Annotated in this window: 21 protein-coding genes; 11 read left to right on the forward strand and 10 right to left on the reverse strand. The window is 72.4% G+C overall.

Features of this window, described 5'->3' with window-relative positions; genetic code table 11:
- The first annotated feature begins 6 nt into the window (after positions 1-6).
- Complete coding sequence (locus tag KO717_RS36045; RefSeq protein ID WP_301373956.1) at positions 7-2,055, forward strand: MMPL family transporter; 2,049 nt, start codon at positions 7-9, stop codon at positions 2,053-2,055.
- Positions 2,056-2,137: 82 nt separating this feature from the next.
- On the opposite strand, the gene KO717_RS36050 is transcribed toward KO717_RS36045, so the two are convergent.
- Positions 2,138-3,007, reverse strand: a complete 870-nt coding sequence (locus KO717_RS36050) for a hypothetical protein (RefSeq protein ID WP_301373957.1) — start codon at positions 3,005-3,007, stop codon at positions 2,138-2,140.
- A gap of 129 nt (positions 3,008-3,136) precedes the next feature.
- On the opposite strand from KO717_RS36050, the gene KO717_RS36055 reads away from it, so the two are divergent.
- Together KO717_RS36055 and KO717_RS36060 are read left to right on the forward strand one after the other, a co-directional pair.
- Complete coding sequence (locus tag KO717_RS36055; protein WP_301373958.1) at positions 3,137-3,397, forward strand: hypothetical protein; 261 nt, start codon at positions 3,137-3,139, stop codon at positions 3,395-3,397.
- Positions 3,397-3,699 (forward strand): transcriptional regulator, encoded by a 303-nt coding sequence (locus KO717_RS36060; RefSeq protein ID WP_301373959.1) that lies wholly within the window; start codon positions 3,397-3,399, stop codon positions 3,697-3,699. Before KO717_RS36055 ends, KO717_RS36060 begins: the two co-directional genes overlap by 1 nt.
- Positions 3,700-4,131: 432 nt before the next feature.
- Here the strand turns inward: KO717_RS36060 and KO717_RS36065 are convergent, their stop codons facing one another.
- Positions 4,132-5,211, reverse strand: a complete 1,080-nt coding sequence (locus tag KO717_RS36065; protein WP_301373960.1) for a hypothetical protein — start codon at positions 5,209-5,211, stop codon at positions 4,132-4,134.
- Between the two features lie 193 nt (positions 5,212-5,404).
- Between KO717_RS36065 and KO717_RS36070 the strand changes: the two genes are divergently transcribed.
- Together KO717_RS36070 and KO717_RS36075 are read left to right on the forward strand one after the other, a co-directional pair.
- A complete protein-coding gene (locus KO717_RS36070; protein ID WP_301373961.1) occupies positions 5,405-6,064 on the forward strand; it encodes a maleylpyruvate isomerase N-terminal domain-containing protein in 660 nt (219 codons plus the stop codon).
- Between the two features lie 216 nt (positions 6,065-6,280).
- Entirely contained in the window at positions 6,281-7,015 is a 735-nt protein-coding gene (locus tag KO717_RS36075; protein ID WP_301373962.1) for a hypothetical protein, read from the forward strand.
- Positions 7,016-7,205: 190 nt separating this feature from the next.
- On the opposite strand, the gene KO717_RS36080 is transcribed toward KO717_RS36075, so the two are convergent.
- Both KO717_RS36080 and KO717_RS36085 read right to left on the reverse strand, forming a co-directional pair.
- Positions 7,206-8,636: an amidohydrolase family protein gene (locus tag KO717_RS36080; protein ID WP_301373963.1), complete on the reverse strand. Its 1,431-nt coding sequence runs from the start codon at positions 8,634-8,636 to the stop codon at positions 7,206-7,208.
- A 343-nt stretch (positions 8,637-8,979) separates the two neighbouring features.
- Positions 8,980-9,273 (reverse strand): DUF1905 domain-containing protein, encoded by a 294-nt coding sequence (locus tag KO717_RS36085; RefSeq protein ID WP_301373964.1) that lies wholly within the window; start codon positions 9,271-9,273, stop codon positions 8,980-8,982.
- A gap of 150 nt (positions 9,274-9,423) precedes the next feature.
- Between KO717_RS36085 and KO717_RS36090 the strand changes: the two genes are divergently transcribed.
- The gene (locus KO717_RS36090) at positions 9,424-10,410 is read left to right on the forward strand and encodes an aldo/keto reductase (protein ID WP_301373965.1); all 987 of its coding nucleotides are present in this window, start codon (positions 9,424-9,426) and stop codon (positions 10,408-10,410) included.
- 179 nt (positions 10,411-10,589) lie between these two features.
- Here KO717_RS36090 and KO717_RS36095 read toward each other — a convergent pair whose 3' ends face one another.
- On the reverse strand, positions 10,590-10,835 hold the full coding sequence (locus KO717_RS36095) for a hypothetical protein (protein ID WP_301373966.1): 246 nt from the start codon (positions 10,833-10,835) through the stop codon (positions 10,590-10,592).
- A 157-nt stretch (positions 10,836-10,992) separates the two neighbouring features.
- Here KO717_RS36095 and KO717_RS36100 point away from each other — a divergent pair, with 157 nt between their 5' ends.
- Both KO717_RS36100 and KO717_RS36105 read left to right on the forward strand, forming a co-directional pair.
- Positions 10,993-13,374 carry an NACHT domain-containing protein gene (locus KO717_RS36100; RefSeq protein ID WP_301373967.1) on the forward strand — a complete coding sequence of 794 codons (2,382 nt, stop codon included), beginning with the start codon at positions 10,993-10,995 and terminating at the stop codon, positions 13,372-13,374.
- Positions 13,375-13,479: 105 nt separating this feature from the next.
- Positions 13,480-14,058 carry a GNAT family N-acetyltransferase gene (locus KO717_RS36105; RefSeq protein WP_301373968.1) on the forward strand — a complete coding sequence of 193 codons (579 nt, stop codon included), beginning with the start codon at positions 13,480-13,482 and terminating at the stop codon, positions 14,056-14,058.
- A 177-nt stretch (positions 14,059-14,235) separates the two neighbouring features.
- Here the strand turns inward: KO717_RS36105 and KO717_RS36110 are convergent, their stop codons facing one another.
- A complete protein-coding gene (locus KO717_RS36110; protein ID WP_301374961.1) occupies positions 14,236-14,631 on the reverse strand; it encodes a RidA family protein in 396 nt (131 codons plus the stop codon).
- Positions 14,632-14,766: 135 nt separating this feature from the next.
- Between KO717_RS36110 and KO717_RS36115 the strand changes: the two genes are divergently transcribed.
- Positions 14,767-15,738 carry a helix-turn-helix transcriptional regulator gene (locus KO717_RS36115; protein WP_301373969.1) on the forward strand — a complete coding sequence of 324 codons (972 nt, stop codon included), beginning with the start codon at positions 14,767-14,769 and terminating at the stop codon, positions 15,736-15,738.
- Positions 15,739-15,810: 72 nt separating this feature from the next.
- On the opposite strand, the gene KO717_RS36120 is transcribed toward KO717_RS36115, so the two are convergent.
- Complete coding sequence (locus tag KO717_RS36120; RefSeq protein ID WP_301373970.1) at positions 15,811-16,980, reverse strand: alpha/beta hydrolase family protein; 1,170 nt, start codon at positions 16,978-16,980, stop codon at positions 15,811-15,813.
- A 460-nt stretch (positions 16,981-17,440) separates the two neighbouring features.
- Between KO717_RS36120 and KO717_RS36125 the strand changes: the two genes are divergently transcribed.
- Complete coding sequence (locus tag KO717_RS36125) at positions 17,441-17,803, forward strand: subtilase-type protease inhibitor (RefSeq protein ID WP_437184675.1); 363 nt, start codon at positions 17,441-17,443, stop codon at positions 17,801-17,803.
- 161 nt (positions 17,804-17,964) lie between these two features.
- Here the strand turns inward: KO717_RS36125 and KO717_RS36130 are convergent, their stop codons facing one another.
- The 3 genes from KO717_RS36130 to KO717_RS36140 all read right to left on the reverse strand — a co-directional run bounded on the left by KO717_RS36130 (position 17,965) and on the right by KO717_RS36140 (position 23,565).
- Positions 17,965-21,009 (reverse strand): SGNH hydrolase domain-containing protein, encoded by a 3,045-nt coding sequence (locus KO717_RS36130; RefSeq protein ID WP_301373972.1) that lies wholly within the window; start codon positions 21,007-21,009, stop codon positions 17,965-17,967.
- A gap of 14 nt (positions 21,010-21,023) precedes the next feature.
- Positions 21,024-22,706, reverse strand: a complete 1,683-nt coding sequence (locus KO717_RS36135) for a glycosyltransferase family 2 protein (protein ID WP_301373974.1) — start codon at positions 22,704-22,706, stop codon at positions 21,024-21,026.
- A 256-nt stretch (positions 22,707-22,962) separates the two neighbouring features.
- Entirely contained in the window at positions 22,963-23,565 is a 603-nt protein-coding gene (locus KO717_RS36140) for a TetR/AcrR family transcriptional regulator (RefSeq protein WP_301373975.1), read from the reverse strand.
- A 126-nt stretch (positions 23,566-23,691) separates the two neighbouring features.
- On the opposite strand from KO717_RS36140, the gene KO717_RS36145 reads away from it, so the two are divergent.
- The gene (locus KO717_RS36145) at positions 23,692-24,624 is read left to right on the forward strand and encodes an alpha/beta fold hydrolase (protein ID WP_301373976.1); all 933 of its coding nucleotides are present in this window, start codon (positions 23,692-23,694) and stop codon (positions 24,622-24,624) included.
- Positions 24,625-24,780: the final 156 nt, after the last annotated feature.

The raw sequence follows: 24,780 nt of genomic DNA on the forward strand, positions 1-24,780 counted from the left end.
AGCATCATGCGTACCCCGCCCCGACCGGCCCGGTGGCTGCTGCCCGTCCTCCTCCTCGTGGTCTGGCTGGGTGTCGGAGGGACCCTCGGCTCCTACGCGGGGAAGCTCGGCGAGGTCTCCACCAACGACCAGGCGGCCTTCCTCCCCCGCAGCGCCGAGTCCACCCGGGTGGCTCAGGCCCAGGGCGCTTTCCGGCAGGAGGAGTCCGTGCCGGCCGTGGTGCTCTGGACGGCGGACGGCGCCACGGGCGTGACCCCGGCCGCCACCGCCTCCGCGCAGGCCGCACTGGCCGCACTCAAGGCCCGTCCCTGGATTGCGGGCCCGCCCTCCCCGCTCGTCGCGTCGCGCGACGGCAGGGCGCTGCAGGCGGTGGTACCACTGGACCCCGCACTGGGTGATGAACTGCCCGCGGCGGTCGCCGAGATCCGGGAGGCCGGCTCGCGGGTCGAGGCCACCACCTTCCACGTGACGGGACCGGCGGCCACCCGGGCCGACCTGTCGGAGGCCTTCGCCGGAATCGACGGCCTGCTGCTGGGCGTGGCACTGGCGGCCGTCCTCCTGATCCTGCTGCTCGTCTACCGCAGCGTCCTCCTCCCCCTGTTGATCATCATCGGGGCTGTGTTCGCCCTCTCCCTGGCCTGCGCGATCGTCTACGCCCTCGCGAGTGCGGGGCAGGTCCGGGTCGACGGGCAGGTCCAGGGGATCCTCTCGATCCTCGTCATCGGCGCGGCCACCGACTACGCCCTGCTGCTGACCGCCCGCTTCCGTGAGGAACTGGGGCACACAGAGGACCGGTACGCGGCCATGCGCGCGGCTCTGCGCCAGTCCTGGGGCCCGGTCGTGGCCAGCGGCGGCACCGTGGCCCTGGGCCTGCTCGCCCTCTTCCTCAGCGACCTGACCAACAACCGGGCGCTGGGGCCCGTCGGGGCGATCGGGATCGTCTGCGCGGTGGCGAGCGCCCTCACCTTCCTGCCGGCGGCGCTGGTGCTGCTGGGACGCAGGGCCTACTGGCCGGCGCACGTGACCGCCGACAGCGCCGGCGGCGAGGCAGGCGTCTGGAGCCGGATCGCCGCCCTGGTCGGCGGCGCTCCCCGGCGGGTGTGGGCCGTGGCCCTGGCCGGCCTGCTCGCGTGCGCCGCCTTCGCGCCCACGCTGCACTCGGGCGGTGTTCCGCTGGACGAGATCTTCGTGAACGAGGCCCCTTCGGTGACGGGGCAGAAGGAACTGGGCCGGCACTTCCCGGGCGGGGCGGGCAACCCGGCCGTCGTGATCGCCGCCACCGGCCGGCAGGCAGAGGTACGCGAGCGCGCCGAAGGCACCCAGGGCGTGGATTCGGCCGCCGTGCGGGGCGAGAAGGGCGGCCTCGTACGGATCGACGCCGTCCTGAAGGACCCGGCGGACAGCGCGGCGGCGAAGGAGACGGTGGTCAGGCTCCGTGAGGCGGTGCATCGGGTGCCGGGCGCGGACGCCCTCGTCGGCGGATACACCGCACAGGCCTACGACACGCAGAAGACGGCCGAGCGGGACCGCGAAGTCATCGTCCCGGTGGTGCTGGCCATCATCCTCGTCATCCTGGTGGCCCTGCTGCGCTCGTTGGTCATGCCGCTGCTGCTGGTGGTGACGGTGGCCCTCAACTTCTTCGCCACGCTGGGCGTGTCGGCCCTCGTGTTCCGCCACGTGTTCGGATTCAGCGGCACCGATGCGTCCGTCCCCCTGTACGGCTTCGTCTTCCTCGTCGCCCTGGGCGTGGACTACAACATCTTCCTCATGTCGCGGGTGCGCGAGGAGTCGCTGCGCCACGGCGTCCACGAGGGTGTGATCCGGGGTCTGACGGCCACCGGCGGGGTGATCACCTCCGCGGGGGTGGTCCTCGCAGCCACGTTCGCCGCGCTGGGTGTCATCCCGCTGGCGTTCCTCGTGCAGATCGCCTTCATCGTGGCCTTCGGCGTCCTCATGGACACGCTGGTCGTGCGCTCGCTCCTGGTCCCCGCCCTGGTCCTGGACATCGGCCCCGCGGCCTGGTGGCCGGGCCGGCTGAGCCGCCGCCCGAGCTGAATCGGCCGGACCGCCGGTTCGGCGGTCCGCCGGACCCGTGATCCGGACCGCGAAGGTGGTTACGGGTCTCGGGCGACGGGCCTCACCCGCCGAGGTCGAACACGCCCCACGCGGTGAACGGTTCGGCCTGGACGTAGATCCTGCTTCCTCGTGCGACGGCCCGCCGGCGGCCTGGGGGAGCGCCGTCGGGCAGGGCGAGCAGACCGATCTCCGTCGGCTCGACGGAGGTCTCGGTGAGTTCTCCGTGGGCGAGCCGGTCCCGCTCTTCGCCATAGCCGCCGTAGAAGGCGACCCGCCCGCCGTGGACGGCCACCGCATTGGCGCCCCGCACGGTGTTCGCCCGTACCTTCACCGGCCGGTCGGGCCGGTCCGGGCGGATCTCCAGGAGCGGGAAGTCGGTGTAGGGGCAGGCCCAGGCGACGGTGCCGGACACGTTCAGGGCGTAGCAGTCCATGATCCATCCGGTGTCGCGGACCTGACCGGACATCCAGCGGAGCTGGCCCGTGGCGCTCCAGCGGCGGATTCCCGCCGGGTTCTCGTCGAAGTGCCCGGCCCAGATGTGGCCGGTCTCGTCCACGAGCAGGTGCTCGATGGCGTCCCCGACGGAGAAGGACGAAGCCTCGCGGCCGAGCTCGTCGAAGACCTGGACCTGGTCCGCGTCCTCGTACCGGCGGGCGCGGGACGCGGCGACGACGAACCCGCCGCCGGGCAGGCGGTCCAGGTGCGGCCACCGGGCTCGCACGGCGCTCAGCTCGGTGACTTCGACGTCGGCGTGAGGGTCGACGGAGACGACCAGCGCATCGAAGGGCCGGACATCGCCGCTGGGCTCCGGAGGCCGTTCGGCGAGCAGCCAGTGGGCGGCGCCGAAGACGTCGACGGTGCTGGTCAGTACGTGACGGTCGTGGTGCGCACGGGGCAGGCGGGCGTAGGGGACGAGGGCGGTCTTCTGCACGGGCGGGCTCTCCTGAGCGGGCGGACGGGGGGAGGGAGGTGGGGCGGTCGGTCACGGACAACGGGCGTTGCGGTGGGCGGCGACCAGTGGAACCCCTGGAACACGGCCGCGGTCCTGGCAGGGAACGGTATGGCCCTGGGAGGGCTCTTCGTCTACCAGCGCAGGGCTCCCGTCCGCCGGAAGACCGCCGGCACGGAGGTGCTGTTCTACGCGGCCATGGGGGCCCTTCTTCTCGTGCTCTTCTGGGCGGTGGTCATCGGCGCCTGCTTCCTCAATCTGCCGGCACGGCACACGCTCGCCGCAGCTGTCACCGCCCTTGCAGCCGTGGCCGCCTCGTACGCGCTGCGCCCGGTCGTCCGGAATGTCATCCGCAGGAACGGCCACGCCTGATGGATCCGGACTTCGACGAGTTCCTGCATGTTCCGGCGCGCCTCTCGGTGGTCGCGCTCCTGGCTCCGGCCGACTGGGTGGAGTTCGGATTCGTCCGGGACGCGGTGGGTACCAGCGACTCGGCCCTGTCCAAGCAGGTCGCCGCCTTGGCGGAGGCCGGGTATGTCGAAGCCCGCAAGACGCGGAACCGCACGGGACGGCACACCCACCTCCGCCTCACCCCGTACGGGCGCCAGGCATTCCAGCGGCACGCCTCGGCGCTGGAGAGGATTGTGGCGGCAGCGCGTAAACCTCTGGAATAGTCGCAAGCCCTACACCCTGGCCTGGCCTGCCCGGCCGCCGGGAGACGGCGCCGCTGCGATCGAGGTGAGCGCCGCGTGGGTCAGCCAGGCAGACTGCTCCCCAGGGGAATCGCGGTCGAGGGGGGAGCGGTGTCGCGGAAGGTCTGGTTGTGGGCAGGGGCGGGATGGCTGGCGCTCGTGTTGTCATGTGGTGCAGCCACCCTCTACCTGGGTGAACCGGAGAATCCTGGTTCGGGGTCGACCCGCTGGGAGCGGGCTCCCGTTCCGAGTGGCACGCCTTCGCGCTGTCCCGACCCCACCACAGAAGCTGGGGGCGTCCCGCACTCCTGTACCTACTGGGAACGCGGTTGACGGGTGTGGTCAGGGCTGGAGGTAGCTCCTGAAGAGACGGCCTGGTGGTCGCCCACAGGGGTGACGGCCCGGTCCGCCGGGTCAGGAAGGGCGGCCGGCGGGGTCGCCGGGCGAGGTGCGGGCGAGCCACGTCCGTGTCTCGTCCGCGGTCAGGACGCGGGTCAGATCGGCTGTGCCCGGCAGGTGCGGGAAGAACCGGTCGGCGTTCCAGCTGCGCTGGTACGTCGGCTCGTCGAGCACGAGCAGGCGGCGTCCCTCCACGACGGGGATGTCGTCCGGAAGCCCCTCGTTCCAGATCCGCTCGCCGTCCGGGGCGAGGAGTTCGAAGGCCCCGGTCGCGATGGCTTGGGTACGTCCCTGGGCGGGCTCGGGGTCCGTGGCCAGGCGGACGCTCTCCGGCGAAGGCCTGGTGCCGGGGACGTGGCCGCCGCCGATGAGGACGTGGGCGAGCAGTGTGTGCAGCTGGAAGTTGTCCCCGATGCCACCGATGCGTATCTCGAACCCGGTCCCGGTGGGCCTGTGCAGCACCACGAGGGGCTCGTCGTCCAGCACCGCCAGCGCGTAGGCCAGGCATTTGAGGTCGTGCCGTTCCAGGGCCGCCAGTTCCCGGCAGGTGGGAAGGATCGCGGATGCGTGCCGGCGGCGCACCTCGGCGCTGCGGCACAGTACAGCGAGCGCGGGCGGCTGCCACTGTTCGACCGCGCACCAGGCCAGTGCCAGCCGCGTAGCCTCGTGCACGTCGCCGCCCAGGCGGGCCAGCAGGGCGTCGTCAATGATCTTCTCGTCCGGCTCCGGCAGTTCGTCCTCGGCTGCGCCGGCGGCGGTCCAGCGGCGGGCGAACTCAAGGGCGTCGAGCAGGTCCCGGTGGACGCTGTCGAGGATCGGTTCGGCGCAGGCCACGGGATCGGCCCCGCGCTCGACGCAGAAGCCGGCCGCCATCGCGAGCATCGGCCGCGGACCGATGGGCGGGAAGGCGGGCAGCAGTGCTGCCAGCCGGGGCCCTGCCAGGACACGTTCAGGGTCCGACGCCGACTGCACACCGTTCATCATGGCGGTGAAGGCACGCTCGGTGCGGTCACCGTCGCGAGCGGCGACCGCCTCTTGCAGTTCGAGCACAGTGGCGGTCAGGTCTGAAGCCTTCCGCTTCCTCTTGAAGATCACCGGCACACCTTAGACCTGAGGTTTGCCCGACGTCATCACGCCAGGACCGTTCGAACCTCCCGGACTGCCGTCCGCAGGCGAAACCGGGCCCCGAACGGATCGGATCCGGCGGCGCCGGGCGACGGGGACACGCCCGGCCCGGCCCGGACGGCCGCGCTTGTCCGCCGCGAGGGCGCCGCACTACGGTGCCGGTGTGGACCTCTTCACCCGTTCCTGGACGGCGTTGCGCACTGCTGTCGCCGAGATCCCCGACGCGGACTTCGCACGGCCGTCGGGCTGCGCCGGCTGGCTCGTACGGGACCTCGTGTGCCACCTGGTCATCGATGCCCAGGACGTCCTGATCACCCTCGCCACCCCCGCCGCGACCGAGCCGACCGTCGACGCGGTGACCTACTGGCACGTCGAGGACCGGCCCCCGAGCGGCGAGGACCCGCTCGACGCCCTCACCGTCCGGCTGGCCGCCGCGTACGGGGACCCGCACCTGCTCCGGTTCCACCTCGACGACGTCGGCTCCGCCGCCTGCCGCGCCGCCGGACTCGCCGACCCGAGGGCCCGGGTGGGCACCCGCGACGAGGTCCTCACCGTGGGCGACTACCTCGGCGCGTACGTCCTGGAGTGGACGCTGCACCACCTCGACCTGATCGCCCACCTCCCCGGCGCGCGGATCCGGCCGCCCGAGGAGTGCCTGGCCCGCTCCCGCGCCATGCTGGAGCGCATCGCCGGGGCGGCGTTCCCCACGTCGTTCACCGACCGGGACGCGCTCCTGGTCGGCACCGGCCGCAGCGCGCCCACCGACGCGCAGCGGGCCGAACTGCGCGACGCGGCGGTGAGGTTCCCCCTCGTCCTGGGCTGACCCGCCCCCGCAGCGAAGAGGAGCCGCTCCGCGCCTGGTCAAGGGATGCCGCGCGCCCTCCAGGCGGTCGAGGCGCTCGTTCCGCCGAACGGATACAGTCGTCGAGCAGCAGGGCATCCTCAGGGATCACAGCAGCCCCATTCCGCGTTGAACCTTCAAACGGTGCGCTCCGCGGCAGCGCAGCGCACCGCCGTCCCATGGGATCAGGAGGATCCGATGCATGCCGCCGAGGAGAACCGGCACGAGCTGGACTCGGTCAGCGTCCTGAACGCGAAGAGGACGCTGCTCCAGCTGCTCGGCCGGGCGGGGGTCTCCGCCGACGATGCGGAGGGCCTGATCGCCCTGGTCGAGGCGGGAGCCCTGGCCGGCGCGTGCGAGGAGGTCGGCGCGCTCGGGGCGTCCGTACCGGGGGACAAGGGCGAGCCGTACGAGTCCGGCTGGCTGGACGGCGCCCGTGCCGCCACCGACGAGCTCGGCGGGATCGCCGAACGGGCACTGCGGCGAACCGTCGACCCCGACGGACCCAGCGCCGCCGCGGCTCCCCGGCCGCCGGTCGGGCGCATGGAGGTGGAGCAGGCGAAGGCGGCCGTCACCCCCCTCTACCTCACCTTCACCGCCGCCTCCGACCTCGACCCCGAGGTCACCGAGGAGGTGCTCCGTGCCGTCCTCGCCACGATGACCCCCCGGCAGAGGGCCGGGTACGCCGGCCGGCTGGCGGAATTCGCCGCGGCGCACCGGGCCCGTCTGGAGCGGTTGTACGTGGAGTACGGGCCCGGCAGTGCCACCGCCATCCACGGCCGCTACTCCCTCCTGCACTCCGCCACCAGCGTCGCCGTGCTGGAGCGGCTCGCCACGCCGGCGGCCGCCGCACTGGGGGAGGAGTGGGACGCCGCCGAGCTGCCCCCCGCCTGGCTGGACGGGCCGATGAGGGCCTGGGACGCGGTGGGCTGACCCCGCGGCACCGGCCTCGGCGCGGTGAGGGGCAGGTGGGTGAGGCGGGCCCCACCGGACCGGAACAGCGTCCGGTCCGGCGCGCGGCCGGGCCACCGCGGCAGGCATGCGATCACGCCACCGCAGCCGGGGCGAGGGGGTCCGGAAGGACCGGAAGAGGGCGGCGTACGGTCCGCCGGGCCGGCGTGGTCTATCCGGCCGCGCGGAGTCGGGCGGCGGCCGTCTCCGCCTCCCGTACGACGCGGTTCGTGTCGACGTCCACGAGCCGGCCGCCGAACTTCAGGGGTCGCCCGTCCACGAACACGGCCTCGACGTTCTCGGGCCGCCCGTTGAAGACGGTCTGGCCGACCCAGTCGAAGCGCGGCGCGAAGTTCAGGGCGGCCGGGTCGACGACCACGACGTCGGCCCGCTTTCCGGGGGTCAGGGAGCCCGTCCGGTCGCTGATCCCGAGTGCCTCGGCGCCGCCCAGCGTGGCCATCCGCAGGACGTCGGACACCTGCGGGAAGATCCCGGCCTCCGTCGCGCGGGCGCGCTGCAGGCCGATGGCCGTCTTCATCAGCGCGTGGAAGTCCGAGCTGTCGTTGGTGCCGCCGTCCAGGCCGAGGCCGACCTTGACGCCCCGTCGCCCGAACTCGGACAGCCGCATGATGCCGGAGGCCAGCCGCATGTTGCTGAGCGGGCAGTGAGCCGCACGCACGTCGTGCGCGGCGACGGCGGCGATCTCGTCGTCGGTCAGGTGGATCGCGTGGTTGATCAGGAGCCGCGGACCGAGGGCGCCGATGTCGGAGAGGACCCCGATGGGATCGTCGGCGCGCTGCTCGGGGCGTTCCAGGACGTGGGAGTTGAGCATGACTCCGAGGTCCTGGGCGGCCTCCCAGTGCACGTGGTTGAGGTGTTGGACGGCTCGTGCCGCGTGCGTGGCGACCTGGAAGCCGCCCAGCGGCACGGGGTCGACGAGTTCCTTCTTCACCTTCGCGACCAGCGTCGGGTCGGCTTCGGAGGGGAACATCGCGTAGGTGAACCGCACTCCGGTTCCGGCCAGCGCCCGTACATAGCTCTCGATGAGGTCGTACGAGAAGATGTCCACCCAGTCCACGAGGGTGGTCACCCCCGACTGGACGGCGTCGAGGGCGGCGAGGCGTACGAAGCTGTGCAGGGCCTCGGCGGTGAGCCGGCCCCGCTGGGGGTCGGTACATCGCGTGAACCAGCCGAACAGGTCCCCGTCGGTACAGCCCCCGCGGATCACCGCCTGCCAGAGGTGGGTGTGGGTGTCGACGAACCCCGGCATGACCAGCTTGCCCGAAGCGTCCACGATCCGGGTGCCGGGCGGTGGCCGCAGGCCCGTGCCGACGGAGGCGATGGTGCCGTTCCGCATCAGGACGTCGGCGTGGTCGAGGGTGCCGAGGGCGCCGCTGCCGAGGGCCGGGTCCATGGTGAGTACGAGGGAGGCGCCACGCAGCAGGACCGCCGGGCCGACCGGGACGTGCGGGCGTTCGGGGTGGCTGGGGCGTTCGGGGCGCGTGGTGATGCCGAGGACGAGCGGCGTGGCAGCGGCCAGGCCGAGGCCGGTGAGGATGTCGCGGCGGCTGGGGGCCGGCGACGGAGTGGGGGACGACCGCATGGCGTAGTACCTCCCGAAGGCTCAGAACGGAAGGCCCGCCCGGGCAACGCCGTGGGAGAGCGTCGGGCTGGGCGGGAGATTACACGCAGCATTCCCAGCGAACGGCCATTCGATAGGCGTCCGCGGAAAACATTTTCCGTTCCTGTCGTCGGCCGGTGCGAGAGCTGCCCCCATGCCTGATGCGGTGGGAGGAGGTTCGGCCTGGGTGCCATCGGAGAGGAGGAGCCGGCGCCCGGGACTGAGGATCAGCTCCGGGAAGCCTGGAAGGGCCAGGTCAGGTGGGGGTTCGGACGGTGCGGGTCCACGGGGGTGAAGGTGGCGCCGTCGGCAGGACCGGAAGCGGTCAGCCCGGTAGGCGCACCGTCATCTCCACCGTCACTTCGTCTCCTGCCCCCAGCCCCAGCGGCGTTCGGACAGCGCTCTTGACGGGCAGCAAGTACCCGCCCTCCCTCGGGAAGAGCGACGTCTCGAAGGTGACCTCGCCGATACTCGCCTCTACAGGGACGACGCCCCAGCCGTAGGTGGCCGCCGAAGCCACCTGCCGTACGTCGGCGGACGCCTCCTCCGGCACGGGGACGAAGTAGAAAGGCGCAGGTCCACGCCACTCGATCACCTGGCTGGCGAAAACCGTGCGCATGAGGGCAGTTCTCTCCTGTTGAGGGCCGCGGGCGGCGTGCCGGCTCCGCTCACCGTACGCCGCGGCCGCCCTTGGTGGCGCCGGGTTGACTTGGAGTGTGCTCCAACACCTAACGTCCTGAGCATGATTGCGAGTTCAGGAGGCAGCAGCATGACCGACGTTCCCATCCGGCATCTGGGCAGTCTGGCGGTCTCCGCGCAGGGCCTGGGATGCATGGGCATGAGCCACGGCTACGGTGCCACGGACGACGCGCAGTCCATCGCCACCGTGCACCATGCTCTCGACCTGGGGGTGACCCTTCTCGACACCGCCGACTTCTACGGCGCCGGGCACAACGAGGAACTGATCGGGCGGGCCGTCGCCGGGCGCCGCGACGAGGTGGTGCTGGCCACGAAGTTCGGCTTCGCCAACCGCCTGGGCGAGCCCACCTGTGTCCGGGGCGACGCCGCGTACGTGCGGCAGGCGTGCGAGGCGTCGCTGCGCCGGCTCGGGGTCGATCACATCGACCTCTACTACCAGCACCGGGTCGACCCGCAGGTGCCGATCGAGGAGACCGTCGGCGCGATGGCCGAACTCGTGCGGGCCGGAAAGGTCCGCCACCTCGGATTGTCCGAGGCCGGCGAGCACACCCTCCGACGGGCGCACGCGGTGCACCCGATCGCCGCGCTGCAGAGTGAGTGGTCGCTGTGGACCCGCGACCTCGAACCCGAGATCGTCCCGGTATGCCGTGAACTCGGCATCGGGCTGGTCCCGTTCTCCCCGCTCGGGCGCGGCTTCCTGACCGGCCGGTACAGCTCGGTCGAAGGTCTGGCCGAGAACGACGTGCGGCGCAGCCAGCCGCGTTTCGCCGACGGCAACCTCGAACGCAACCTGTTGATCGTCGAGAAGCTGAACGAGCTGGCCGAGGCGAAGGGAGTCACCGCCGGCCAGCTCGCCCTGGCCTGGGTGCAGCACCGGGGCGACGACGTGGTGCCGATCCCCGGCACCCGGCGACAGCGCTACCTGGAGGAGAACCTCGCAGCCCTGACCGTCGAGTTGTCCTCCGACGACCTCGCCGCCATCGAGGCCGCCGCCCCACCCGAGCAGGTCGCGGGCACCCGCTACGACGCGACCAGTCTCACCTTCGTCGACAACTGAGGCCGAGCGGCGGGGCCGGCGCCGGACCCGCCGACCGGCTCACCGCCACCGCGGCCGCGGCCGCGCAGATGCGGCCCGAAGCCGGCCGCACCACGGGCCCCGGGGACCAGCCATGGTCCCCGGGGCCCGGCTGCTGCGCGGAACCCGTACTCCGCCGGATCAGCGGCTGCCGCACCCGGTCAACGCCGCTGGAGCCACCAGATGGCCGACCCCATCGCGAAGGTGCCGAAGGCGGTCGCCGCTCCGCGGACGATGCCGTGTCCTGCCGTGCGGGTCAGGGACCGCAGGGTTCGGCGGCGCCTGCCGGAGCGACGCGCGGCACTGGGACGCACGTCCCGCCGCGTTGACGCCGGCGGCCCGAACTCCCGAGACGGGATGCTGTTCGCCCGCTGCCGGTCCAGCTCCTGTGCCGTGAAGATCTTCATCGTCCTCTCCCTCGTATGTCCGTTGTCCGACAGGAGCAAGAGAGCCTGGAGCAGGCGCGGTTCAGCGAGCGGACATTCCGCTGAACCGGGCGTCGGCCCAGGTCGGACCTGGTGAAATGGCGGTTCGGTGAAGGTTCGGACTGAACGGGGAGACCCCATGGGGGACACGGAGGCGCGTGACCGGCTCGCCGAAGAGCTGCGGAATCTGGTGGCCGCGGCGGGCCTGCCCCTGGCACGGATCGAGGAGCAAGGGGGAAGGCAGACCCCGGTCGCGAAGTTGGGGAAGTCCAAGCTCAGCGGCTGGCTGTCCGGCGACTACGTACCCGAGGCCGATGCGCCGTTCCGCTTTCTCATCCGGTTGCTCGAACCCCGGGCCCAGAACCGGAGCGGCCTCCGACCGAGGGGGGAAGGCTGGTGGCTGGGCTTGCGGCAGAAGGCGGCCGACGAACGGAGCGCGGCCAAGGCGCCGAAGCCCGCGGGCAGCTGCCCCCAGCCCGCCCCCGCCGCCCCCGCACCCACCCCGGGGCCCGCGTCCCGGCCGGTGCCCGTACAACAGCCGCAACCCGAGCGGTCCGTGCTCATCGACCTCGCTTCGTACTTCGTACGGGCCGTCGAGCGGGCCGGTGTGCCCCACTACCTGCCCGCCGGGATGGACCCGGCTGCCCTCGACCAGCCGCGCTCGGTCCGCCCGTCCACCGGTAGGGGCCACCGCGTGCCCTGGGCAAGGGTGACCGCCGCGCATCCGCGGATCGTGCTGCTCGCCGATGCCGGGATGGGCAAGTCCTGGCTGCTGCGCATGCACGCCCGCCGACTGGCCGAGGCGGTCCTCGTCGGGCCGCACCCGCCCGGCGACCCCGGCGACCCCGGCGACCCCGGCGACCCCGGCGCCCCCGGAGACTCCGGAGTCCCTGGCGACCCCGGCCTGCCGCCCGTACCCGTCCTGCTCCGGTGCGGGGACCTGGCCTGCCGGACCGAGCGGTTGCTGACGGACGCGCTGGCGGGCCACCTCGTCGCCCTGGGCGTCCTGACGGCGGCCGACCACTCGGTAGCGGCACGCGCGGCCGCCGACGGCCGGCTCGTACTGCTCCTCGACGCCTACGACGAACTCCCCGGCCCGGAGGCCCGTGCCCGTCTGTACACCCTGCTGGCCACCGCCCCGGCCGCCCTGCCGATCGTGGTAGCCGGGAGGCGGGCGGGCCACCCCGGCCCGCCCGCCACCGCCGGCGGCCCGTTGTGGCAGGAGCTCGTCCTGGAGCCACTCGATCACGCGGCCGTGGCCAGGCTCGTCGGCACATGGCCGCTGACCTCCGCCGCCCGTGCCTCCGTGATCAGGCGGATCCGCACACCGGGCCTGGGCGGGGTACCGCTGCTGCTGGCCCTGCTGTGCGCGCTCGCCGAGGAGATCCCCGAGGGCGCGGCGAACGGGACACCGGACCTTCCTGCCGCCAAGAGCGAGCTGTACGAACGGATGCTGCGCCGGTTCCTGGTGCACGAGCAACGGCCCCCGGCGGCCGAAGACATCGAGGCGGACCGCCTGCTGGACCTGCTCGGACCGGTCGCGTTCCACTTCGCCCACCGGAACGAGGACGGCTGGACGGACGTGATGCCGCGGGAGGAGGTGCTGCGTGCGCTGCGGACCGCCGGGCCCGCCTTCACCGAGCTGCGACGGGACGCGGCGGGCGTGCTGCGGACGCTGTCCGTGGAGGCGGGTGTGCTTCAGCCGCTGGGCGATCCCAGCGGAGGGCGGGCGCAGCCGTACCTCTTCCTCCACCGGTCGTTCGCCGAGTATCTGACGGCTCGTCATCTGGCGGAACTCCCGGAAGCGGAGGCCCTGGCTGCCGTGGACGCCCACCTCGCCGACGGCGGCCGCTGGGACGACACCCTCGCCATGCTGGGGCGTCCGGTGCTGGCCGGGGCCGGCAGGGCCCGCTTCGGGCGGCTGCTGGTCCACCTCGCGGACCGGCCGGGCGGGGTGCTGCACGCGGTCCGCATGCTGGGAGAGGTCTGGGGGGCGGGCGGCACCGTGCTGGAACGGGCCCTGGAGGAGCACCTGGTGGCGGCGTTTCGCCGGGCCGTGGCCGACGACGTCGAGGCGGCCGCGCGAGCCGTCGAGGCCTGCCGGGCGCTTCCGGACGCGCTGGTCGACGAGCTGGCCGGGTATCTGGCCGAGCACGTGGCCGCCGACCCGGACGAGCACTACGGCGCGTACCACCGCCTCGTCCACCACCCGCAGGACTCGGTGACCAGGCTGCTCGGCAGGCTGGCGGTGGGCCGGGACTCCGTCCTGGGGATGTTCGCCGTCCGGGAGCTGGATCACAGGCGCGGACCACTGCCGCTGCGGACCATGCTGAGCGTCCTGCGCACGCACACGGAGACCGGACTGCACCCGAGCGTCTCCATGACACTGGCAAGGGCCCTGTGCGAGCGGGGGCAGCCGGAGTCCGTCGTCGCCGTGCTCCGGTCGGGGCCGGAGCCGCCGCCGGACGCAGCCGTACGCGCCGTGCTGGACGCCCTGGGCGTGGAACCCGCCGGGGCGTGATGCCTGTCGCACACGGTCCGCAGGCACGGCTGATGGAGCTGTTCACCGCCGCTGCCCCGCGCACAGGACGCATCATTCCTGCGGGCCTGCGATAAGTTTCCCGTCATGATCGAACTCGGAGCTGACACCTGGCCGCCTGCCCCGATCAGGACCGAACGGCTCGTACTGCGCCAGTCCGAGGCCCGGGACCTTGCGGCCTTCATCGAGCTGTTCGCATCGCCGGAGGTGGGCACCTACGTCGGCGGCCCTCGACCGCGTGCCGAACTCGAACGCGCGGTACCCGAGGTGCCCGGGCGGCGCCCTGGCTTCTTCGTGATCGATGTCGACGGGGCGATGATCGGCATGATCACGCTCGATCGGCGCGACCCGGAACGCCGCGGTCACGTCCGCCCGGAAGCCGGAGAGGCCGAACTCGGCTGCATGTTCCTCCCGGAGGCGTGGGGGCACGGGTACGCCGCCGAGGCGTGCGCGGCGGCACTCGACTGGTTCGCCGACGCGCTTCCGGGCGAGCCCGTGGTGCTCTGCACCCAGAGCGCGAACGACCGTGCGATGCGCCTCGCGGCGAAGCTGGGATTCACCGAGGTGGAGAGGTTCGAGGAGTACGGCGCCGAGCAGTGGTTCGGCGTGCGCTCCCCGCTCGCGGCGTCCGGCCCCCTCCGGCAACCGGCCGACCCGCGCACTTGATCAGGTACAAGCCATGATCCGGCTGTTCCGTGGAGCCGGGAACCCACACCGGGCCACCGGGGGAAGCAGGGCCGGTCGGCGTGGCCGGGGTCACCGGGGTGGTTGTGCCGGCCCCGGCCCCGCCTCGATGCACTGCTCATCCCCCTTCATTTCCCGCGACGGGCACCCGTGGCCCGATCAGGCGACGGCGGTGCCCTCGAGCTCGACCAGCTGGCCGGGGATCGCCAGTCGGGTCACCCCGAGCATCGTGGTGGTCGGCGCGACCCTGGCCGCGCCCAACCGCGCCGCCAGCCCGCCGTAGTGCTGGAAGAGCAGGTCGACGTCGGTCGTGTAGACGTTGAGCCGCACGAGGTGCGCGAGAGACATGCCGGCCTCACCGAGCACGGCCTCCAGGTTGTCGATGCTCAGCTTCAACTGCGCCGCCATGTCTCCGTCATGCAGTGGCTTGCCCTCGTCGCTCATCGCGGTCTGCCCCGAGATGTACAGGGTCCGGGTCTGCCCGGAGACGACCTCACCCTGGTTGAACCCCATCTCCACCGACCACGTCACCGGGTTGACCGCCGTTCGTTCCATCGCCACGTCAGCTCCATTCGTTTCATCGGGAATACGTACGTCCACCGGCCGGCACTCGCCGGCCTCGACGTCGTGTGGATGAGCCTCCCAACAAATCACGACACCCTTGGTCAGGTATTTCGTTAGGGTTCCGGCATGCGCGCCGATCGGCTGGTCTCACTGGTGCTGCTGCTGCGCCGGCACGGTCGGTTGACCGCGGACACCCTGGCCCGTGAGCTGCAGGTGTCCACCCGTACCGTGCTGCGCGACATCGAGGCACTGTCGGCGGCCGGCGTCCCGGTCTACGCCGAACGCGGCCGGCACGGCGGTTTCGAGTTGCTGCCCGGCTTCCGGACCGAGCTCACCGGACTGAACCACGACGAGGCCCTGGCCCTGCTGGCCGCCGGATCGGGGCGCGGCGAGCGGGTGTTCGGCCTCGGGCAGGCACTCACCTCGGCCATGCGTAAGGTGGTCGACGCGCTGCCCGAAAGCCACCGGTCCACCGCGAGCGACGCGGCCCAGCGGTTTCTCGTCGAGCCGGAGACGGACCTGCTCTCACGCCGGCCGGTCACCGACGAGGTGCCCGGCACCACGATGATCGAGGTCCGGCGCGCGGTGCTCGCCGGACACAAGCTGCGCATCCACTACGCGCCCACCGGCCGGCCACCGCAGTGGCGCACGGTGGATCCGATCGGCCTGGTGACCGTACGCGACCGGGCCTACCTGCTGGCCACGAGATCCGGTGCGGACCGTACTTACCGGCTGTCACGGGTGCTGGCGGCCGAGGAACTCCCCGAAACGGCCGAGCGCCCGAACCGGGTCGATCTGGACCGGATCTGGCGGGAACGCTCCGCGCGGTTCCTCAGCGACGGCCACCTCACCGTGCTGGTACGGGTCGACCCGGCGCGGCGGGAGGACCTGCTGGACACCGCGGTCGCCGTCCGCGCCGAAGAACCCGACCCGGACGGCCGGCTGCGGCTGGAGCTGACCTTCCAGGATTCACGACATGCCGAATGGGCACTGTGGCAGCTCGGGACGGACGCGGAAGCCCTGGCCCCGCCGTCGCTGCGCACCGCCCTGCGCGACCGTGCCGCCGCGCTCGCCGCCCGCTACGCGGACCCGTCCTGAGCGCCCTACGGCGTGGCGCGGTTCCGCTCCCGCGGAGCACGCGGGAGCGGAACCGAGCCCCCGTACACGGCGTCAGCCGCGGTGGAACACGACCTCCGGGTCGGCCGCCGTCGGACCGTCCAGGCGCGGTGCCGCCTTCCCGCGCAGGTGCAGGTCGAAGAAGTCGCCGACGTACGCCCGGGTGATCTGCTGGGAGCGGGTGCCCGACAGCGGTGTCTCCGGGTGCGGGTACCCGGCCTGGTCGCCCAGTACGGGCCAGTCGGTGAAACCGGGATGCCCGGCTCCCGTGACGGTCAGCCAGCGCTTCCAGCCGTCCAGCCGGGGCCAGCTGTCCTCCCACGAGGTGTCGGGGAAGTCGGGCGGCAGCAGGGCGGGGTCGCCGGCGAGCATCAGGAAGGGACGGCCGCCGAGACCGGTTTGGGGTACGGGTGTGAAGAAGGTGCCGTCCATGTTGACCCCGGCGTCCACGCGCGGGTCCACGGCCATGGTGGCCGATGCGGCCGCACCGCCGATCGAATGCCCGGCCATGCCGATGTGGCGGGGGTCGATCAGCCAGGAGTACCGCCACGCCGGGTGCGGGCCGGTCAGCCGGTCCAGGACGAACGGGACGTCACGGGCCCGGCCGTCGGAGACCCGGTGCAGCGACCCGTCGGGGAACACCTGCTCGCACGCCTTGCAGGTGAGCATCCGGCCGCCGGGGAAGACGGTGCCGTCCGACTCGTACGCGTGGTCCACCGCCGCGACGACGTACCCGCGGCTGGCGAGGTCCTCCGCCAGGGTGGTCAGCGAGGAGCGGGGCATGGTGAAGCCGGGGGAGAGCACGACCAGCGGGTAGCGGTTCGCGGCGGGACGGGGCAGCGCGCCCGTCCGTGCGTTCGTCCTCGTGGCCGCGATGCGTTCGGGGGTGACGTACTCGCCGAGCTGCCCCCGGTCGGTCAGCAGCGCCTTGGCCTCGGGAGCGCTCGTGTAGGGAGCGGGAGTTCCGGTGTGCGCGAGCGCGGGGTAGTAGAGCGACAGGAGTAATTCCCGGTCGGCCGTGGGCACCCAGGGGTCCTTGCGCTCGCGGTCCACCAGGTGGAGGGTGTCGCGGCCCACGGCGAAGTCGCCGGTGGGCTTCGGGAGTTCGATTCTGGAGACGCCGGCCGGCGCGGACGCGGCCACGGCCGGCGTGGCGAGCGTGCCGGGCGCGGTGAGGACCAGACCGGTCGCCACCGCCGTCAGCACACGGATGATCTTCTTCATGTCGGCATCGTAAGGCATCTTTAGGCAAGGCTTACCTAAGTTCGATGAGATGTCGTGGAGTTGGGCCGGCCGGGCTCGGTGCTCTCGGGGTTCAGGTGTGCATATCCGGTCAAGCTGAGTGGCCGTCGGATGAACCGTGCGCGGCCGGCGGCAGGTCAGCGAGGGGTGGGTCCGCACGTCGTGGGCGGCGCGAGCGGCGCCGGGGTGTGGCGGGGGAGCGGAGGTGCCCCCTGTGAGCTGCCCGAACGACCATTCGTTCGCCGATATACGGATGCTCTGTCCGTAAATCGGTCCTGCGGGTGCGACTTGCCTTCGCGTCAGACAGTCTGATCCCGCAATGACGCGATATCGAAACCAAATATCGCGTTCAACCTTTGAATCGAAAGAGAGTTTCGTCGTGCGTCACCGCATCGCAGCTGCCTCCGCCGCCACGCTCCTCTGTCTGGTGGGCGCCACCGGCATGGCAGCCGCCCAGCCCTCCAGCCTGTACGCCCCGTCCGCCCTGGTGTTCACCATCGCGCAGGGCGACGACGTCGCCACCTCCACCGTCGTCCGGGCCGCCACCCTCAGCTGCGCCCCGACCGCGCAGGGCACCCACCCGGACCCGAAGGCCGCCTGCACCACCCTCAACTCCACCGGCGGAGCGCTGGACCGCCTGCTGGCCTCGCCGGACCCGGACCGTGCCTGCCCCATGCACTACGCCCCGGTCACCGTCACCGCCGACGGTGTGTGGAAGGGCAGCCGCGTCGCCTGGAAGTACACCTTCTCCAACACCTGCGTGATGTCCACGACCCTCAACGGGAACGCCGTCTTCGCGTTCTGATCCACCGTTGTGATCCATCGTTCCGATCCCGGGTTCTGATCCCGCGTCGGACCTGTGCCGGGCGTGCTCCGGGCGTGCTGAGGCACCCCGTGGAGCGCGCCCCGCTTCCGGACCGTTCCCGGCCCGAAAGCGAGGCGCTGCCTTCCGCCACAGGTCTGTGCCTACGTGGTGTTCCCCTCCCGGGCCGAGACGGTGACGTGGTCCACCCGCATCGCATGGCCCGGCTCGGTGGCCGGACCCGCGCTCGCGCCGTCGGCGAGCGGCAGATTCCCGCCGACCGCCACGTCGAGGATCAGGAACAGCCCGTGGTCGACGGCCGCCTCCCACGTCCCCGGGTCCATCCGGTCGGCGGCCACCCGGTGGTACACGCGTCCGTCCAGATACCAGCGCACCTCCTGCGCGCCGGGTGCGAGGTCGACCTCGACGGCGTACGAGTGGAACGCCGTACGGCAGCCGTCGCACGGCTGCGGACCGGAGGTCAGGCCGGCGGGTTCCCGGCACGGGCCGCCTTCCGGCACACCGCAGTGCATCGTCCCGAAGACGGTGTCCCGCCCGTTCACGGACTCCATGACGTCGAGCTCCCCGACCCCCGGCCACCCCGTGTACCCGTCGCGCAGCGGTGCCCCCAGGGTCCAGAAGGCCGGCCAGTATCCCGCCGCCTTCTCCCCGGTCACGTCCGGCAGGGCGATCGACGCCTCGATCCGCAGGATCCCACGGGGCGGCGGCGCGAAGTCGGAGCGCCGCGTCTCGATCCGTCCCGAACTCCACCGGCCGTCCTTTCGGGTGGGCACGATCTCCAGTGCGCCCTTCCCGTCGAGGCGGACGTTGTCGGCAGAGTCGGTCATGGTCTCGATCTCGCCGGTGCCCCACTGCGGCGCGGGGCAGCCCGGGTAGCAGGTGCCGATGTCGTGGACCCAGTCGGCGGCGGACGGACGGGCGCCCGCCGGGCCGTCGAAGTCGTCGCGCAGCAGCCGCGTCCACCCGTCCGCCCCCGGCACAGGCGTCCCCGTTGCCGCCGCCCCCGGTGCCGCTCCGCCCGCGGCGGGCAGCAGCCCGGCCTCCGTGAGCAGCCGCTCCAGGCGGTTGGTCAGGACCACGGCCGCCGCGTTGGTCAGGTGGGCGTCGTCCCGGTAGAGCAGGATCCGGTCGAGCACGGCCGGGCAGGTCGGCCCGTCGCCCGGGCACAGGACCCGGTTCACGCCGACGCTCCGTACGCCGGGCAGCGCGCCGGACGCGATCCGCCGCGCCAGCGGATCCGGCAGCTGGGCGTCCGCGCGGCTGAACGCACAGTCGGCCGGGGATCCGGGACTGCCGGACACGCACGCCGGGATGTCCCTGCCGGGCACGGGAGTGTCCTCCACGTAGACGATCGGCGCCCCCAGGGCCCGGAGCGGCGTCAGCGTCTTCTCCCAGGCCTCGGCCAGCAGCTGCGCGTCGTCGGTGTACCGGTTGAGCGAGGCGATCACGATGAGGCGCGGCTTCGGCTGCTGCCGCAGCCGCTCCAGGGAGTCCGCCCGCCAGGTGTCGCACTCCCGGTAGGCGCGCCCGAGCTGAGGGCTGTCCACCGCGAGCTCCGGCAGGGGGCAGCCCTGCTTCACCAGTTCCTGCAGCGCCCAGCCCCGTTGCGAGGCCAGCGCCAGCACCGGGGAGAACCACTGCCCGGCGTGCGAGTCCCCGAGCAGCACGATCCGGTCCGGGCTGTCCACCGCGCCGAACAGGCAGTCCGGGCTGCGCGTCCCGGCCGGGGCGACCTCGCAGGCCCCGTCCGGCGGGAAGTCCCCCCGGGCCTGCGCGGGGCTGGGCACCACCGGCCCGTCGACGAGCGGAGTGCCGGCCGTCCGGGCGAGCAGGGTGGGGCCCGAGGCGGCTCCCGGCGGCAGCCCCTGTATGTCGACCGGACCGGCCGGGCCCAGCACGCGCAGTGTCGTCGTACCCACCACCAGCGCGAGGACCACCGGCAGCACGATCGCCGACACGCCCACCGACAGCCCGCGGCGGGGGAGTTCGGAGACCGTGCGCGAGCGGCGCAGCGGCTGTTCCACCCAGCGCATGGTGGCCAGGGCCGGCAGTACGGCCGCCAGGGTCAGCGCGGTCTTCGCAGGCCAGGCGAGCGTGCCGAACCGGGCCTCGGCGAGGACGAGCACCGGCCAGTGCCACAGGTACAGGGTGTAGGAGAGCCGCCCGACGGCCCGGGGCGCCCGCCCCGCCAGCAGCCGCCCCACGTCCCAGGTGCCCGGGGTGTGCCGCTCGCCCCGGCCGGGTATCGCGGCGAGGATCACGGCGGCGGCCGCCAGGGTCGGCACGAGCGCCGCGTGACCGGGGTACGGGGTCCCGGCGTCGTACGACACGACGCACCAGCCGATCGCCGAGGCCCCGGCCCAGCCGCACAGCAGCCGCAGGGGACGCGGACCGCGCATCAGGTGCCAGGGCAGCAGGGCGAGCAGCGCCCCGACACCGAACTGCCAGACCCGCGAGGGAGTTCCGAGGTACGCGAGCGATACGGAGCGCCCGGTCCAGTACACCGCCATCGCGAACGAGGCCAGGGCGAGCGGGGCGGCGGCCAGCAGCACCACCAGCCGTACGGCCCGGCCCCGGCGGACCGCCCGGGCCGCGCACAGCACCAGTACCGCCAGCAGCGGGGCCCAGAAGAGGTAGAACTGCTCCTCGACGGCGAGGGACCAGAAGTGCAGCAGCGGGCTCTGGTCGTGCCCGGCGGCGAGATAGTCGGTCCGCTGCGACACGAACCGCCAGTTGGCGAAGGACAGGGCCGCCGCGACGACGTCGTACTCCATGTCGGCGCGGCGCAGCGGTACGGTCAGCCAGGCTCCGGCGACGGCCATCGCGGCGAGCACCACGGCGGCGGAGGGCAGCAGCCGCCGGGCCCGCCGGGAGAAGAAGTCACCGAGCCGGATCTTTCCGGTGGTGATCGCCTCCCGGACCAGCAGACCGGTGATGAGGTAGCCGGAGATGACGAAGAAGACGTCCACGCCGACGAAACCGCCGGTCGCCCAGGGAAGGCCGGCGTGGAAGGCGAGCACCGCGAGGACGGCGACCGCGCGCAGGCCCTCGATGTCGGGCCGGAAGGCGGACCGGTGCGGGCTCGGCCCGGACTCGTTGCCGGAGCGGGAGCCGGACGGCAGCCCTCCGGCCCCGGGAGCGGCGCTCCGGCGGGGCCGGCGCCGGCCGGGTGTGACGAGGAAGGACATGCGGATGGTGCCTTTCAGCTCAGCCAGGGAAGCATCGGGTCGACCCACCCCGAGGCCAGCAGGCCGGTCAGCAGGAGGACCGCGGAAGCGGCGACGGTCTCGGGCCAGCGGCGCGGCAGCACGCCGCCGCGCGGGCGCAGCGAGGCCCGTACCCGGGCGCGCACCGGCCCCGCCGCCGGGTGCAGCTCGGCCACCAGGTCCCGGATCAGCGGGACGTTGATCTGGCACTGCACCAGGAGGTAGAGGAGCAGCCCCCAGTTGGGCTCCCAGCCGTTGCGGGCGACGGCGAGCGCGAGACCGGTGGCCGCGGCCCCGTTGGAGAGGACGAGCCAGACGAGCGAGACGGCGATCACCCGGCGGGCCATCCCGCCCGGAGCCCCCGCACCCCGCGCGCCGGTGGGCACCCAGGCGGCGCTGCGCCCCCGCAGCGTGTGTACGAACGCGGCCGCGGCGGCCACGCTGGTCAGGACGTTCGCCCGGATGACCTCCACCCGCCAGCGGGTGCGGCTGATCCGCGGCAGCAGCACGTGCCACAGCCACAGCGGGGCGAGCAGGGGCAGGACGTGCCAGGGCCGGATGTGGTCCGGGAACCAGAACATCATCACCAGCGGCGGCAACGGCGCCGCGAAGGTGTTCACCGCGGTGGTCAGATAGCCGACGATGCCCTCGTAGAAGCACAGCCGCATCCGCCAGGGCGCGTGCATCCGCCGCAGCACGGGCGTGCCGATCAGGTGGAGGTTGCCCATGGCCCACCGGTACTGCTGGTTGACGAAGGAGGTGACCCGGTCGGGCGAGGTGCCCTTGGCGACCAGCACCGGCACGTACTGGGTGCGGAACCCCTGCTCGTGCAGGGCGAGCCCGGTGTACAGGTCCTCGCTGTGGTCGAGCCGGGCGAACCCGCCGGCCAGGTCGATCGCGCTGCGCCGGTACACGGCGTTGCTGCCGCAGCAGATGGCGGCGTCGCTCGCGTCCCGGGACGGCTGGATCCAGCGGAAGAACCATTCCTGCGCGGAGCCGGCGGCCCGCTGGATCCAGCCCATGGTCTCGTCGGTGTCGAAGCACTGCGGGCTCTGCACGATGCCGACGGCCGGGTCGGCCAGGTAGGGCACGAGGTGGCGCAGGAAGTCGGGCCGCGGCGCGAAGTCCGCGTCCAGGATCGCGATGAACTCGGCGCTGCTCAGGGTGAGCGCGTGGTTGAGGTTGCCGGCCTTCTTCAGGTGCCCCCGGTCGGGCCGTACGACGTACTCGTAGCCGTACGAGGCGGCCAGCGCGGCGACTTCGGGCCGGTCGGCGTCGTCCAGGATCCAGACGGTCAGCGCGCCGGGCCAGTCGACGGCCGCGACCGCGCGGTAGGCGTTGGCCAGGACGTCGAGCGGCTCGCCGCAGGTGGGCAGGTACAGATCGACGTCCGGCAGGTCGGCGGGCCGCCAGGCGTGGACGAGCACCTCGTGCGACTGCCGGGTGAGCCGGCGCTGGCGCAGGCTGTTGACGGAGGACAGGACGAGGGCGACGAGGTTGAGCCCGAGGACGGCGAGGAACGTCCACAGGGCCGGTGTCCGCAGGGCGAAGGTGAACATGGTCGCCGCCGTGAACACGAAGGCGAGCGAGGTACTGACGAGGACCCAGCGGCGCTGCGGTCCGAAGTACCAGTAGAGCTCTTCGTCGGACGGTGGCTGCGGAAGATGATGAAAGGTCATAAAGCCCCCCACGGCTGTGCATGTACCCGTTTCAGGCGGCCCATCCTAGTAGTAAAGGTATAGACCAGTTGTTGCGAGAGTGTGGCGCCGGAGCCAATGCGCCACGGATTGGCGCGACTTCAATGGTCCAGACCTCTCGGTTCGCCATTCGACCGGCCCCGTCCGGCGGGTCCGGGAAGGTGCGGGTCACGCGGGGGTGAACAGTCCTGGAACTCGCCGAGGTGGCCGGTCCGGGGGAGGGGCTCGGGGCGGTGGGTCAGGCGGTGAAGATCCGGTCGAGGTGGTGGTGGAGTACCGCGACGGCCGACTCGGGCTTCCGCTGGCCTACCAGGATGCTCGTGCCCATCGTCGCCGTCATGGCGAGCAGGCTGATCGCCTCGATGCGCGCGTCGGCGGACGGGTCGGCCAGACCGCTCTCCTGTGCCTGCCGGAGCAGCCCGGCGACGGCGTTCTCCGCGGCGTCGGGGTTGTCGATGAACGGCTGGGCGGCGAGGGCCTCGTCGGTCACGGACAGGATCGAGTACGAGCTGTAGAGGAGGTGGAAGGTGCGGCCTTCCTCGTCGGTGGGGAGGGAGGCCAGCAGTAGTGCCTCGATGGTCGCGCGCGGGCCGGGGTCCGGGCCGACGGCGCGCAGGCGCTCGCCCACGCGTGCGGTGAAGCGGTCGGTGAGGTGCTGGAGCCCGTAGAAGAGCAGCTTCTCCTTGGTCTCGAAGTAGTACTGCACCAGTCGTAGTGACACCCCTGCCTCCGCCGCGACGTCGCGCATGCCCACGGCATGCAGTCCGCGCCGCCCTGCCACCTGGATGAGCGCCTCGGCGATCTGGGCGCGCCGCTCCTCATGGTCCACACGCTTCGGCATGTGCCGGGCCTCCGCCTGTCGATGGTGAGTTCACATCCGGCCGTTCCGGACCTCTTTATGGTACCGCCGTATCAGCAATATGGTACGTTCGTATCACGAAAAACGGATCTTTCCCGGAGGTGCCCCGTGCCCGAGAACACGACCCGAGTGCGCCGCGACATCGGCCACTACGTGAACGACGAACTGCGCGACCGCTACTTCGCCGCCTGTGACGTCCTCTACGCGAAGGGCGCACCCGCCCGCTCCGAGACGGATGTCGAGACGAGCTTCGGCACCACGCACGTCTACCGGTACGGCCCCACCGACCCTGCGGCCGAGTCGCGCACACCCGTGGTCCTGGTGCACGGTTCGGGAGGCTGCTCCGCCCAGTGGTATCCCAACACCCTTGCCCTCAGTGCCGAGCGTCCCGTCTACGCGCTCGATACTCCCGGCGACCCGGGCCGCAGCGTCCAGCGCGAGCCCATGTGGCAGCCCGAGCGGGCGGCCCAGTGGCTGGAAGAGGCCCTCGACGCGCTGGGCCTGGACAAGGTTCACCTGATCGGCTCCTCGTACGGTGGCTGGCTGGTCATCAACCAGGTCCACCGCCGGCCCGGACGGCTCGCCTCGGTCACCGCCCTCGACCCGGGCGGCCTGGAGAAGGTCGGCCTGCGCTTCTTCGTCTGGATCTTCGCCAGCCTCTTCGCCACCTATGCCCCCAAGGCGTGGCGCCCTCGCCTCGCCAAGTGGCTGGAGCAGCCGGTGATCGTGGTCCCCGAGCTCCGCGCGATGATTCAGGCCAGCGTGAAGGCCTTTCGAATCCGCCGCCCCGCCCCGCTACCGCTGTCGGACGCAGAACTGGGCTCCATCCGGACGCCGTTCTACCTGATCATGGGCAAGCGCAGCCTGCTCGTACATCCCAAGCGGCAGCTGGAACGCGTACCGCGCCTGATCCCCGGCGCCCGCGCCGAGATCGTCGCCGCGACCGGCCACGGCCCGCAGATCGACCACCCCGACCTGGTCAACGCGCGGATGCTGAGCTTCATGGAGGACGTCGACTCCCTCGCCCCCGCCGGCGCCTGAGCCCGGACCGGAACCTCCGGATCCCGTGGGCAGGACCGGAAGTGATGCGCCGCCTGTCCGGATCGTCGCTGTTCATCCCGGTCCGGCGGGGCAAGGATGTCTCCCTGCGGTTCGGCTTCCACGTGACGTGATCCGGGGGGATTCATGACAACGAGA

It is taken from the genome of Streptomyces xanthophaeus, from assembly GCF_030440515.1.
In the GTDB taxonomy this organism is placed as follows: domain Bacteria; phylum Actinomycetota; class Actinomycetes; order Streptomycetales; family Streptomycetaceae; genus Streptomyces; species Streptomyces kutzneri.